General features: G+C 36.4%; 11 protein-coding genes and 1 tRNA gene. 8 read left to right on the top strand and 4 right to left on the bottom strand.

The window, feature by feature from the left end:
* The first annotated feature begins 13 nt into the window (after positions 1-13).
* Both AACZ92_RS04785 and AACZ92_RS04780 read left to right on the top strand, forming a co-directional pair.
* A complete protein-coding gene (locus AACZ92_RS04785; RefSeq protein WP_339697672.1) occupies positions 14-2,764 on the top strand; it encodes a PD-(D/E)XK nuclease family protein in 2,751 nt (916 codons plus the stop codon).
* On the top strand, positions 2,761-3,606 hold the full coding sequence (locus AACZ92_RS04780) for an alpha/beta hydrolase (protein WP_339697670.1): 846 nt from the start codon (positions 2,761-2,763) through the stop codon (positions 3,604-3,606). Before AACZ92_RS04785 ends, AACZ92_RS04780 begins: the two co-directional genes overlap by 4 nt.
* Before the next feature lie 27 nt (positions 3,607-3,633).
* Here the strand turns inward: AACZ92_RS04780 and AACZ92_RS04775 are convergent.
* Positions 3,634-3,707: transfer RNA gene (locus AACZ92_RS04775), tRNA-Ala, on the bottom strand.
* Between the two features lie 78 nt (positions 3,708-3,785).
* Between AACZ92_RS04775 and AACZ92_RS04770 the strand changes: the two genes are divergently transcribed.
* Both AACZ92_RS04770 and AACZ92_RS04765 read left to right on the top strand, forming a co-directional pair.
* Positions 3,786-4,286 carry a GNAT family N-acetyltransferase gene (locus AACZ92_RS04770; RefSeq protein ID WP_339697668.1) on the top strand — a complete coding sequence of 167 codons (501 nt, stop codon included), beginning with the start codon at positions 3,786-3,788 and terminating at the stop codon, positions 4,284-4,286.
* A 39-nt stretch (positions 4,287-4,325) separates the two neighbouring features.
* Positions 4,326-5,654 carry an MATE family efflux transporter gene (locus AACZ92_RS04765; RefSeq protein ID WP_339697666.1) on the top strand — a complete coding sequence of 443 codons (1,329 nt, stop codon included), beginning with the start codon at positions 4,326-4,328 and terminating at the stop codon, positions 5,652-5,654.
* 124 nt (positions 5,655-5,778) lie between these two features.
* Here the strand turns inward: AACZ92_RS04765 and AACZ92_RS04760 are convergent, their stop codons facing one another.
* Complete coding sequence (locus AACZ92_RS04760) at positions 5,779-6,420, bottom strand: 2OG-Fe(II) oxygenase (RefSeq protein ID WP_339697664.1); 642 nt, start codon at positions 6,418-6,420, stop codon at positions 5,779-5,781.
* 105 nt (positions 6,421-6,525) lie between these two features.
* Here AACZ92_RS04760 and AACZ92_RS04755 point away from each other — a divergent pair, with 105 nt between their 5' ends.
* Together AACZ92_RS04755 and AACZ92_RS04750 are read left to right on the top strand one after the other, a co-directional pair.
* The gene (locus AACZ92_RS04755) at positions 6,526-6,975 is read left to right on the top strand and encodes a 6-carboxytetrahydropterin synthase (RefSeq protein WP_339697662.1); all 450 of its coding nucleotides are present in this window, start codon (positions 6,526-6,528) and stop codon (positions 6,973-6,975) included.
* A gap of 50 nt (positions 6,976-7,025) precedes the next feature.
* Positions 7,026-7,781: a UDP-2,3-diacylglucosamine diphosphatase gene (locus tag AACZ92_RS04750; RefSeq protein WP_339697660.1), complete on the top strand. Its 756-nt coding sequence runs from the start codon at positions 7,026-7,028 to the stop codon at positions 7,779-7,781.
* A gap of 1 nt (position 7,782) precedes the next feature.
* On the opposite strand, the gene AACZ92_RS04745 is transcribed toward AACZ92_RS04750, so the two are convergent.
* Together AACZ92_RS04745 and recJ are read right to left on the bottom strand one after the other, a co-directional pair.
* Positions 7,783-8,553, bottom strand: a complete 771-nt coding sequence (locus tag AACZ92_RS04745; RefSeq protein ID WP_339697658.1) for a carboxypeptidase-like regulatory domain-containing protein — start codon at positions 8,551-8,553, stop codon at positions 7,783-7,785.
* 1 nt (position 8,554) lies between these two features.
* Positions 8,555-10,246: a single-stranded-DNA-specific exonuclease RecJ gene (gene recJ / locus AACZ92_RS04740; protein WP_339697656.1), complete on the bottom strand. Its 1,692-nt coding sequence runs from the start codon at positions 10,244-10,246 to the stop codon at positions 8,555-8,557.
* A 128-nt stretch (positions 10,247-10,374) separates the two neighbouring features.
* Between recJ and AACZ92_RS04735 the strand changes: the two genes are divergently transcribed.
* Both AACZ92_RS04735 and AACZ92_RS04730 read left to right on the top strand, forming a co-directional pair.
* The gene (locus tag AACZ92_RS04735) at positions 10,375-11,793 is read left to right on the top strand and encodes a T9SS type A sorting domain-containing protein (RefSeq protein ID WP_339697654.1); all 1,419 of its coding nucleotides are present in this window, start codon (positions 10,375-10,377) and stop codon (positions 11,791-11,793) included.
* A 188-nt stretch (positions 11,794-11,981) separates the two neighbouring features.
* Positions 11,982-13,856, top strand: coding sequence for a hypothetical protein (locus tag AACZ92_RS04730; RefSeq protein WP_339697652.1), 1,875 nt, complete (start codon positions 11,982-11,984; stop codon positions 13,854-13,856).
* Positions 13,857-13,885: the final 29 nt, after the last annotated feature.

Genomic DNA, 13,885 nt, shown 5'->3' with positions numbered 1-13,885 from the left:
TTATTTTTAGGGTATGCAAACATTCTTGGAAGAAACCCTATTTAGCCTACAACGAAAACACCAAGACCTGTCTGGTCTTACCCTTATACTTCCCAGTAAACGTGCTGGAGGCTTTCTTAAAAACCAGTTAAGCAAGCATGCACAAAAGACTTCTTTTTTACCACATATAATAAGTATTGAAGAGTTTATAGAAGCCGTTTCAGGTCTTTCTATATTAGATAGCACAGAACTTCTTTTTAAGAGCTATCAGGTTTATTTAAATACCGATTCATTTTCTGAAAAAGAAAGTTTTGAAAACTACAACACTTGGGCAATTACCTTACTAAACGATTTTAATGAAATAGATCGTTATTTAGTAAATCCAAAAGACTTCTTCAATTACTTAGGAAGTATAAAAACAATGGAGCGGTGGAACTTGAAAGAAGAGAAAACCGAACTTATAGAAAAATACTTACAGTTTTGGAATAGCCTCTTAGAACTGTATACCAACTTAAAAGAAATGCTTCTTCAAGAATCGATAGCATATCAAGGACTGGTATACCGAATCGCTTCAGAAAAAATTGATACTTACATAAGTGAGAATCCTAGTAAAAAACACGCTTTTATAGGCTTTAATGCGCTGAACTCGGCTGAACAAAATATTATACAGCAATTACTAAACACAGGTAATACAGAAATATATTGGGATGCTGATGAGACATTTTTAAAGGACACAAAACACAGCGCCTCTCTTTTTATACGACGCTATTTTAAGAACTGGTCGCATTTTGAAAACAACGCACCTCTTGGTACTTCGAATCATTTTAAAGAGCAGAAAGATATCCGCTTTGTCGAAGTGCAGAAAAATATAGGACAGGCAAAATATGTAGGTGAATTGTTAGCAACCTATTCAAAGGAAAAACTAAATTCAACCGCTATTGTATTGGCCGATGAAAACTTGTTAATCCCAGTGTTGCATTCACTGCCAGACAATTTAGATTCTGTAAATGTCACGATGGGAACCGTGCTTAAAAATTTTCCAGCCACCTTGTTTTTTGAACTTGCATTAACTCTTCATTCCGTCTCTTCTGAAGCTGCTTCAGAAAAAATTAAAACAATTTATTATAAAGATGTGCTGTCGCTTATTAATCATCCGTTAGGAAATTCGTTGCTGAATAACGCTTCAGTAATAACGTCAAAAATTAATGTCGAAAATAAAACACACCTCACTATTGACGATATCCTGCAATTTTCAGATAAAGAAGACACTGATATTGTGTCACTTTTATTTAAAGATTGGAACAACAATAGTAAAACAGCCATTACCAACTGTTTAAAAGTATTAAATAAGCTGAAAAGCGAGTTTCAAGAAAACCCTGTGGAACGTGTTGTCTTATATCAGTTGTATCAAGTTTTTAGCAAGATTGATGCCCTGAACGACTCATACTCACATTTGGATTCAGTAAAAACGGTACAAGGATTGTTTACCGAACTCATTGCAACCACATCACTGGATTTTGAAGGCGATGCGTATGAAGGTCTTCAGATTATGGGAGTCTTAGAAACTAGGGTACTCGATTTTGAAACGATAATTGTTACTTCGGTTAATGAAGGGGTGTTACCTACCGGAAAGTCGAACGCTTCGTTTATTACCTACGACTTAAAAAAGGAATTCAGCCTGCCGCTTTATACTGAAAAAGATGCAATCTACACGTACCACTTTTACCACATGTTACAACGTGCAAAGGATGTTACTTTACTATACAATAACCATTCTGAAGGCATAAACACGGGAGAAAAAAGTCGTTTTTTATTACAATTGGAAATTGAAAAGCAAGAGAACCATACGCTTTCTAAAACCATTTTATCCCCTAAAATTACACCGACTGTACAAACATTAAAAACCATTGAAAAGACAGAGGCAGTAATGCAACGTTTGCAGGAAATTGCTGTAAAAGGCTTTTCCCCTTCAGCACTTACGAGCTACATTCGGAATCCGATTGACTTTTATTTTCAGAAAATATTAAGACTCAATGAAACCGAAGAAGTGGAAGAAACCGTCGCTGCTAACACGCTTGGTACTATTGTTCATGATACACTAGAAGAGTTTTATAAACCACTTCAGGGTACATTATTAACTTCAGAAATTTTAAAGACTTTAAAATTGAAGACTGAAGAAGAAGTTACCACTCAATTTAAAAAAACGTTTAAAGGAGGAACCTTCAATAAAGGGAAAAACCTCATCATTTTTGAAGTAGCCAAACGCTACATTGAGAACTTCATCAACCAAGAAATTTCAGAAATAGAAGCGGGAAATGAAATTAAAATAATTTCTATTGAAAATAATCTAGAGGTTGAAGTAGCAATTTCAGAGCTATCGTTCCCAGTAAAAATTAAAGGAAAAGTAGATCGCGTGGATGAATACAACGGCCAATTGCGCATTGTCGATTATAAAACAGGAAAGGTAGCTCAAGGTGATGTAGAATTAGTAGATTGGGAAGAAATAACGTTAGATTATAAATACAGTAAAGCATTTCAGGTATTAGCGTATGCGTTAATGATGAATAAAGAAATTCCTATTAATAATGCGGAAGCAGGTATTATTTCGTTTAAAAACCTCAGCAGCGGATTTTTAAAATTCGGGAAAAGAGAAAAAGCCCGAGGCGGATCAAAAGATCAAATTATTACGCAAGAAACATTAGATACTTTCACTCATGAGTTAAAAAGGTTAATTCTTGAAATTTGTAACCCAAATAAACCGTTTACCGAAAAAGAGATAGCATGATGATGATTGAACAAAACAAAATACTACATAGGAAAGACAAGAAACCCATTGTATACGATGTATATTACAATGAAAACCAAAAACCAAAACCGGTGGTCATTTTTTGTCACGGTTACAAAGGATTTAAAGATTGGGGCGCTTGGCATTTAGTTGCAGAAGCATTTGCCAAAGCAGGATTTTTCTTCATTAAATTCAATTTTTCCCACAACGGCGGCACCGTTGATGAGCCTATCGATTTCCCAGACCTTGAAGCCTTTGCCGAAAACAATTACACCAAAGAGCTAGATGATCTGGAGACGGTTATTGAATATTTTGCAACCACTAAGCACTACATGTTAGAAGCAGATGTAAAAAACATTTCCTTAATTGGTCACAGTCGCGGTGGCGGGATTATTTTAATTAAAGCTGAAGAAAATGATAAAGTAAAAAAAGTCATCACTTGGGCTGGCGTAAGCGATTATAAGGTCCGTTTTAAGGAAGGCACAGCAGATTTCAAAGAATGGGAAGAAAGTGGCGTTAAACACGTCCAAAATGGACGCACCAAACAGCAAATGCCACATTACTTTCAGTTTTATACAGATTTTAAGGAAAATGAAAACAGACTCACCATCCAACGAGCTGTTGAACAAATAGAAATCCCTCACCTTATTATTCACGGAAGTGATGACCCAACTGTTTCCGTTGAAGAAGCAAAAGCAATGCACCAATGGAACCCAAAAAGTACACTAAAAATTATAGAAGGTACTAACCATGTTTTTGAGGCAAAACATCCATGGAATGATGATAAAATGCCCAATTCACTTAAACAGGTTGTAAAAGCAACAATAAATTTTATAAAATAAAAAAACCACCGCTAACGCGGTGGTTTGTGGAGAATATCGGAGTCGAACCGATGACCTTTTGGCTGCCAGCCAAACGCTCTAGCCAACTGAGCTAATCCCCCATAATTATATCGCTAAAATAATAATTTTTATTAACCTTGAACCTTTAAAACTAATAAACAATTAAATTATTTTATTAAATGATTCGAAAAGCAAACGTTTCAGAAATTGAGCAAATTATAACAATAACCCGAGCGTGTGCCGCTAACATGATAGAACAAAACATCTTTCAATGGAATGCGCAGTATCCTACACTCGAAGCGTTTGAAAACGATAGTAAAAGAAATGAACTGTATGTGCTTACTTTTTCTGAAGAAATAATTGGCAGCATTGTTATTTCAACCTTAAAAGACGAAGAGTATAACGATGTAAGCTGGCTTACTGAAGATGCAAACAACTATTACATTCATCGATTGGCTATTCATCCTGAGCATCAACGTAAAGGATATGCCAAAAAATTAATGAATTTTGCTGAAGATACTGCGAAAGAAAACAATGCAACATCAGTACGTTTAGATACTTTTAGCCAAAACCATCGAAACCAAAAATTTTACGAAGCTCGCGGCTATCAAAAATTAGAATCTATTTATTTCCCGAGGCAAAGCGAACATCCTTTTTATTGTTACGAGTTGGTCTTTTAAATTTTAGACTACTACTTTTGCTCACTTAATCAACTCGCTTTGAATACGACAGTCAGTTTTAAGAGCATCAATAAAATTGCAATTCCAGCTATTATTGCCGGTATTGCCGAGCCTTTGATTTCATTGACCGATATTGCCATAATTGGTAATGTGAAAGAACATTCAATCGAAGCGTTGGCGGCTGCAGGTTTGGTGGGTTCATTTCTTTCGGCCATTATTTGGATTGTGGCACAAACCAAAACGGCTATTTCAGCCACTGTATCACAACATTTAGGGGCTAACAGGTTGCACGCTGTTAAAACCTTGATTCCCCAGGCAATCGGCTTTAATTTCATATTGAGTCTATTTATTTATGGCATTACCGCTTTTTTTGCTGAAGCTATTTTCAGTTTATACAATGCCGAAGGACTTATTTTAAGTTATGCTGCCGATTACTACCGTATTCGTGCCATCGGTTATCCGTTGACACTAATCACTTTTGCCATCTTCGGAATTTTCCGAGGGCTACAAAACACCTATTGGGCGATGAAATGTAGCCTTACCGGAGCATTGGTAAATGTGGTTTTAGATTATCTTTTAGTTTATGGTGTAGAAGGCATTATTCCACCGCTTCATTTAAAAGGTGCTGCCTACGCTAGTTTAGCAGCCCAAAGTGTGATGCTTTTGATGGCCTTATGGTTTTTCTGGAAAAAAACACCGTTTCATCTAAAATTGAGTTTCAATATAAATCCACAATTGAAGCCCTTGCTTTTAATGGCTGCCAATCTTTTTGTACGGACCGCAGCGCTAAATTTTGCTATTTATCTAGCAAACGCTTACGCAACCGATTACGGTAAAAATTACATCGCCGCCCAGAGTATTTTAATGAATATTTGGTTGTTTTTCAGTTTCTTTATCGATGGCTATGCGAATGCTGGAAATGCTATTGGCGGACGCTTATTAGGAGCAAAAGATTATAAATCGCTATGGGTGTTAAGCAAGAAAATAAGCAAGTACGCCATTTTAATAGCGCTTATCTTGATGGCAGGTTGTGCCTTAGCATACGATGAAATTGGACTGCTTTTTAATAAAGAAGCCACCGTTTTGGTATTGTTCAGTTCGGTGTTTTGGATTGTTTTATTAATGCAACCTATAAATGCCATCGCGTTTATGTTCGACGGAATTTTTAAAGGCCTGGGCGAAGCAAAATACTTACGTAATTTATTGTTGGTTGCTACCTTCTTGGGCTTTACCCCTGCTTTGCTTATTTTAGATTACTTTGGACTAAAACTACACGCTATTTGGATTGCCTTTTTTGTGTGGATGTTGATACGTGCTGGAGGATTGGTGATAAAATTCCGAAGAAAATATTTGAATAAAGAAGTATAATCGTAATCTTTACTAAAACAAAAAAATGGAAATTTTAGAATTTATAGGCGGTCCTGGATTATTTTTAATCTTAGCTATTTTAGTGATTGTTGTTGTAGTTTATAACAAATACAAAAACCGATAATTAGCGACTTTTTAACCAGCCTGTAATACTGTAACGCTCAGCAGCTTTTACTACTTTCACTTCGTGTTCCAGTTCTTGGCTTTCAAAAATAACGACGCGTCCAGGAAGTGGCAACACATCTAAAACCTCATTGTTGGCCAAGTAGAGGCTCAATTCGCCGCCATTTTCTTTAGGCCAATTAGCTTCGTTTAAATAACAAACCACCGAGAGTTTTCGCCTATCGTCATTTTGGAACGTATCTAAATGTTTTGCGTAAAAAGTTCCGGTTGGGTACACCGCATAATGAAATTCTTTATGTAAAATCCCCATAAAGCAAGTTCTATTTAGATAGTCAACCAAAGCGTTAATCTTATTGAAAAAAATCTGTTCGCTTGGAGTGGCTTTTTGTTGGTCCATCCACAAAATAAAATCACCTCGTATTTCCGTATGGATTTCTTCATTCACTCGGTTTCCTATCGCCGATTTTTTAAAACGGTCAGCTTCGTATTTTTCCAATAATGAATTACGAAGTTGCGAAACTTCTTCCGAAGAAAAAAAATTATCAATTATTGAAAACTGCTTGTTTTGTATGTCTTCAATAAGGGTTTCAAAAACAGGATTAACTGTAAAATCCAATTGTTCGAACAGTTCCTCTGTTTCCATTTTATTAAAGTATAAAGATGAACAAATATACTTCGGAAAAAGATATGTTTTTCAGAAAAAAATAGTGTCCTTAAAACTTCTATCTTTGTATCATAAAATAGATACATGAGCAAGATTCGAATTACGAAACAATTTTCTTTTGAAACCGGCCACGCACTATATGGTTACGATGGTAAATGCCGCAATGTGCACGGGCACAGTTACAAGCTTTCCGTTACGGTTATTGGAACGCCTATTGACGATAACAACCATGTAAAATACGGAATGGTGATCGATTTTGGCGATCTTAAAAAGATTGTAAAAGAAGATATTGTCGATGTTTTTGATCACGCCACCGTGTTTAATAAAAACACCCCACACGTAGAACTAGCAAAAGAATTACAGGATAGAGACCACAATGTTCTATTGGTAGATTATCAGCCTACCAGCGAAATGATGGTGATTGATTTTGCAGAAAAAATTAAAAAAAGATTGCCCAATAACATTCAACTTCATTCATTAAAACTACAAGAAACTGCTACCAGTTACGCTGAGTGGTATGCTGCTGACAATTAATTTTACAAGCACCCAAGTTACCGCTACAGTCTTTTTTCTATCTTTACCCTATGCAACTACCGGAAGGCAAAAAAATCTATTTTTCGAGCGACAACCACTTGGGCGCGCCAACGACTGAAACCAGCAAACCTCGTGAACAGAAATTTATAGCCTGGTTAGATGAAGTAAAAGAAGATGCAGCCGCCATTTTTTTATTAGGTGATTTATTCGATTTTTGGTTTGAATATAAAACCGTTGTTCCTAAAGGATTTGTACGTGTTTTGGGAAAACTTGCTGAAATACGTGACAGTGGTATTCCTATTCACTTTTTTGTAGGTAATCACGATTTATGGATGGATGATTATTTTGAAAAGGAGCTTAACATCCCAGTCTATCACGAACCTAAAGAATTTATTTTTAACAATACGCATTTTTTTGTTGGCCATGGCGATGGTAAAGGTCCTGGCGATAAGGGTTATAAACGCATGAAAAAAATCTTTACTAATCCATTTTTTAATTGGTTGTTTCGCTGGATGCACCCAGATATTGGGGTTCGTGTGGCACAACACCTATCTGTAAAAAATAAATTAATCTCCGGTGATGAAGATAAACAGTTTTTAGGTGAGGAAAACGAATGGCTCGCGCAGTACGCTAAACGAAAGCTAGAAAACAAGCATTACGATTATTTTGTATTTGGCCACCGCCACTTGCCTATGGAGATAAAAGTAGGTGAAAATTCAACCTACTTTAATCTCGGCGATTGGATTAACCATTATACCTACGGAGTTTTTGACGGTAAGAAATTTGAGTTGAAGGAATTTAAATAAATTATTTATCCGCTTCATATTTCGCAACAATATCTCTGAACTCGTTACTACTAACAACCAATATATCGAGCAATTGAAATTTATTTTCTTCTTTTAATAGAGCTTCTTCAATTTGTTTTGCAGTGCAATATTCTAAAAAGAGATTTTTATATTGCTTGGGGATTTTCAAGGTGTTTTCAAGTAAGGTTTCTGTAAAAAAAACATCATCTTTAAAGAGGTGTATTAAGTCTGTTTGAGTTGCGTATATAATTTCTTTTTCAGGTTTCTTTTTAAAAATTGAAATAACCAACTTTGCAAGAGCCAATAAATTTACCCCACCTCCAGCTGGAGCCTTTCCATAATCAAAAGGATTGTTTTCAATATCATTTTCTATTTGTTTGCTTAAATCCGCATTGTACTTTTCTACATCAAATTCTTTTTCTTTTCCGCTTAACAGCACCTCATCTAAAGTGTTTATTTTTTGCTTTAGTTCAACAATTAAAAGCGTTCTATATTCGGCTAATGTGATGATTTTATCTTGGCTTATATGAAAAGATGACTGAAATGTAAGCGTATCACCAATAGCTGCTTTAATTGTAAACGCACCGTCTTCATTGGTAACAACAGCAGTTTTTTTGTTGCTGTTAAAAACAGTGACACCAGGTAATACCGAGGTATCATCATAGACTCTTCCTGAAATTTCTTGTGATAATAAGGATGTGGAAAATAAAAGAAATACGACACATAATAGTATGCTTTTTAATTTACTAAAATGATGGTATTTTATATTCAAACTATTCTTTTATATCTTTTAACCGCAGTTGCAAACTTACATTGCCTTGCCATTCGTTTTCATCGATTACGTAGGCTGCTTTAAAGGAATTATCACCGCAAGCAATGTCTTGCTTCTCTGCCATACCGAAACCTATCCCCACAAACTGAGGAGAGTTGCCTTGTTTTATGGTAATACGCAAATGTGTTTTATCTTCGCCTACACATTTTCCCCAACCGGTGTCTTTTAAGCCTTGCGTCATAAACACAGGAGTCATATTTCCGGGACCAAAGGGTGCAAACTGCTTTAAAAGACGATAAAATTTTGGGGTTATTTCAGTTAAATTGATTTCAGAAGCAATTTTTAATTCAGGTTGCAATAGTTTGGGGTCGATGGTTTCTGAAACCACTTTTTCAAACTCCCCCTTAAAACTTTCAAAATCTTTTTCGTGTAACGTTAAGCCCGCTGCATATTTATGCCCTCCAAATTGCTCAATATATTGGGAACATCTTTCCAGTGCATTGTAAACATCAAATCCTTGGACTGATCGCGCTGAAGCAGCCAACTTTTCTCCACTTTTTGTAAAAACCAATGTTGGGCGATAATACGTTTCAGTTAAACGTGAAGCTACAATGCCAATCACTCCCTTATGCCAATCTTCTTGATAGACCACGGTAGTAATGCGGTTTTCTTCCTTATTTTCAACAATTTGAAGTAAGGCCTCTTCGGTAATGGTTTTATCGGCTTCTCTCCTATCGGTATTGAATTGTTCAATTTCCGAAGCATATTCAATCGCACGGTTAACATCTATTTCGGTTAATAATTGCACAGCGTGGTTCCCATGTTTCATGCGTCCGGCAGCATTGATTCTAGGACCTAGAATAAAAACAACATCGGTGATTGTGAGGGTCTTCTTTTTTACTTGCTCTAAAATGGCTTTAAAACCAACTCTAGGATTATTATTAATAACTTTTAAACCATAATAGGCCAACACCCTGTTTTCCCCAGTAATGGGAACAATATCTGCACCAATAGCAGTAGCCACCAAATCTAAATACAGTAATAAATCGTCTATTTTCAAACCTCTTTTTTCTGAAAGCGCTTGAATTAATTTAAACCCCACACCACAACCACATAACTCTTTATATGGATATTCGCAATCCTCCCGTTTGGGGTCGAGCACGGCAACCGCTTTTGGCAATTCGGATCCTGGGCGGTGGTGGTCACAAATAACAAAATCAATATTTTTTTCGGAAGCGTATGCTACTTTATCAATCGCTTTTATGCCACAGTCTAATGCAACTATTAATGAAAAGCCGTTGTCTTCAGCAAAATCGATTCCTTTATACGAAACACCGTAGCCTTCGTCATAGCGGTCTGGAATATATGTCGCTACATTGGGATAGTAGCTTTTTAAATAGGAAGACAGCAATGCAACGCTAGTGGTTCCATCCACATCGTAATCACCGTAGACTAAAATATTTTCTTCATTGGCGATAGCTTTTTCAATTCTTGCTACTGCTTTATCCATATCTTTCATCAAGAACGGATCGTGAAGATCACTTAATTGCGGACGAAAAAAATGCTTTGCTTCATCAAAAGTTTTAATTCCTCTTTGAACCAATAAAGTGGCAATTATAGTATCGACACCTAATTCTTTTGAAAGATGATTGACAATTTTTTCAGAAGGTTTTGGTTGTAATGTCCAGCGCATAAAAGTTCTATTCTAAATAGGGGAGAATGGTAAAGGTAAAGTTATTATTAGTGAAGCAAAGTAAAAAGTGAAATTAAAATTGTATTTTTAAGTATCTAAAAGCTAACTACTTAATTAAATTTAAATTCATGAAGAAAACTAGCCTTTTATGTATCGCCTTTATTTTAAGTATCGGCTTTGTTGTAGCCCAAGACGGAACGTATGATACCTCATTTGGTGACAATGGAGTGGTTTATACAGATATTGATCAACAAATAGAAGTTTTTTATGCTGTAGCACAATCGCCTTCCGGAAAAATAGCTGTTGCTGGAGAAAGTTTAGGGGAAACTGAAATTGAAAGTTTCATCGTTATGTATCTCGAAGACGGAACTATAGACACCTCATTTGCAGATAATGGATTTTTAAGGGAGCAATCAGATAATGAATTTGAAAACATAGACTTCCAAAGCAATGGGAAACTACTGGTATATGGTAATTTTAATGGATTTGATAAAGTCGCGCGATTGCTTCCTAACGGAACATTGGATACCACTTTTGCAGACAATGGATACATGACCAATGGTAGCGGCACTTATTTAATGATAGATGTAAATGACCGTATTTTAACCACTACAACGCAAAATGGCTCGATATCTTTAATGCGGTATTTACCTGATGGAGCTCTGGACACTTCTTTTGGCACTAATGGATCAATAGTATTTGTTTCGGGAGCAAATAGTAATATATCCTTAAAATATTTAGAGAATGGCAAATTACTGATTTATTACAATTCAACAGAGAATGGAAATACACTAAAGTATATTGCACGGTTTATGCCAGATGGTAGCCTAGACCTAAATTTTGGTACAAACGGTAGAGCCGAACTCCCAATAGAAGATTTCATTGGGTGTAAAATCTTTTCTTTTAATGATGAGAGTATACTGGTAAGTTGTAGCGGCTGGAATCCAGATACTTTAGATTTTTTAAGGAAAACATTGAAACTAACCGCACAAGGTGATCTGGATACCAATTTTAGCACTAATGGTGTTTTAAATGGCAAAACGGTGGAATTAATACAGCAAAACCAACGCTTTATTACCAATAGCGGCCCTGTAGATTATGAAGGCGGCACGAACATCGTTTTTAGGCGGTTTTTCAACAATGGAGATTTAGACACTACCTTTCAGTTTGAACCAGCTCCCGAAATAATAGAAAGAAGTTTCAAAAGTATGATTACCAACTCAGGGAAACTATTGATTGCTGCAAATAACATGGGTTTACATGCTTTTCAAGATATCCTGTTATTTCAATATAATAACAATCCATTAAGTATTACTAACAAAAATACAACCTCGATTGCAATTGTTCCCAATCCGTCGAATGGCATATTCAATTTAAAAAGCCAAGAACCTATTTACAGTCCTTATACGGTGAGCGATATTAATGGAAGAATATTACTTACTGGCACCTTTGAAGGTATTGAAAATGAATTAGACCTTTCTTCTTTTTCAAAAGGAGTATATTTCCTGAATAATTTAAGCAGTACCTTCCAATTATTAGTAAAATAGTTAATTTAAAAAAATTCTATAAGGTGGATATTTCAAAATAAATACCCCATAAAATATCCATATTTCACTCAATCAAAAATAGGATTTCACCTATTCATTATCAGTTGTTTACTTCTGTTTAAAGATACCCTAAACCAATACTTTAGTACTTCACATTCAAGCCTAATATAAATTTAAAAGGAAAAAAGATGAAGTACAATGTAAATGGAAGATTGCACGCTGCAATCTGTGATGAAAACAAACGTGTAATTGCCAACACTAAAGTGCGGGCATACAGTATTGAACAAGATGTAAATGCTGCAACAGCTTACACCGCAGCACAGAGCAAAGAAGTGGCGCAGGTTTTTGAAGAAAAACAAATTAAAGTCCGAAAAAAACAGCTCTTGGCAGAAACCAAAACCAATGCCAAAGGAGAGTATAAACTTGAAATCGATGGAAAAAAAACAGACTACAATGGGGGTGCTATCGAAATAGTTTTATACTATGATTCCGTTCCTGATTATGGACAAAAAAACACAGAACCCCCAAAGGGCTTTAAACCTTTTGAAATACGTATAGACATCATACAGCCTAAGTGGCGCGAAACCGAAAATGGTCTTGTTGCAGTTTGGAACTATACCCTACTAAAGCGTATTTGGTGCTATATTTTGCAACGATTGGATATCTGGGTTATATGCGGTACGTTGCTCAATTGTAAATCGCAAGCTCCATTAAATGGTATTGAAGTTACCGCGATGGACGACGATATCATAACCGACGACCGTTTGGGAAGTGCGGTGACCGACGCCAACGGTCAGTTTTGTATTTACTACCGATCGATTGATTTTAAGAAAACATTTTTGTCACCTTGGATAAATGTAGAAACCACGCCACCATTTAGTTTTGACAATGGGCCAGATGTTTACTTTACATTTTCTTTGGGTGGAGAGCTTATTGATTCTGAACCTGTTTCCGAAGCACAAAAGCCAAGCCGTAAAAACGTGGGACACTGCCTATGTGTGACGCTTTGTTTAGACGATGCGCCTCAAGTGACCCAAGACCCACCTGCGGCATTTTACCAAATTGGGTACGCACGCAAGTATCACCCTGTACTCAATATCGATCCAGCTACGGGTAGAACCACCGGAAAAGCCACTACAAGTTGGAACGAACAAGCTTTTTATAGCACGCTAGATCTCCGTGGGTCACTTTCTGAAGAACTCAACGGCAACCCGGTGGAATACAAATTTCAATACGCAATAGTTTCTAGTCCTGACACCGATGTTTCAACCATTTCGAGTTGGACTGATGTTACCAAAGACGAGATTGCCAATACTGTCATCGCTTCGAGGATTACACAATTATTTCCTGTTGTTGAGGCTGATTATTACGCTATAAAAGCAACTGGGGCAGAAATCGATGTGCCTTTCAATGGTAATTGGATTCAAGTACCGCAATATAGCGGTGGTGGGTTTGATCTCTTTTTTAACGGGTCGCTCATCAAGTTAGTTTCTTCAAATTTAGTAAGTAAATCAGTGAACATGTCCGGTTTAACTCAAGGGGAAAGCTCGGTGGCAAACCCTTCTTTGTTGGAGAAAAACACCTACATCGTCTTGCGAATGCGTAAAAGGGAAGTAGGGAGCAACGGTAATGGAATAGCAGCAGGCTTTTCACGACCACTTGCCATTTTTAATACTGAGTATCTCAATGTGCCTCAAGGTGGTTCTTGGTTGCCGGGTGATAGCGATAATGAACGAGGTATTGCTTCGTTGGATCTTCAAGAGTTGATCGATGGAGGAGGCTGTAGCAATATTGCAAATTCCATTTCGGTAAATTATACAGCAACCAACCCTAACTTGGGCAATGTCTGGTTGACAATGACCGGACCCAATGCTGTTAACAGTTTTGAAGCAATCGATTTTCCGTCACCTGGAGAAGAAGCTTACGGTACTTCTAACTATACCGGAGAAATAACCGATTTGAAAAATTGTGCTTATGAAATTAAATTTCATGCTGAACTAAATCTGACCGATGGTGAAAATCAACACCACAACATCAGTGATCGTGTGATTTTTTGTAGGTAACACGGTAAGTTAAGCACAAAACAGAGCTT

It is taken from the genome of uncultured Marixanthomonas sp., assembly GCF_963974425.1.
Taxonomy (GTDB): domain Bacteria; phylum Bacteroidota; class Bacteroidia; order Flavobacteriales; family Flavobacteriaceae; genus Marixanthomonas.
This window is presented reverse-complemented; position numbering and strand designations above follow the sequence as displayed.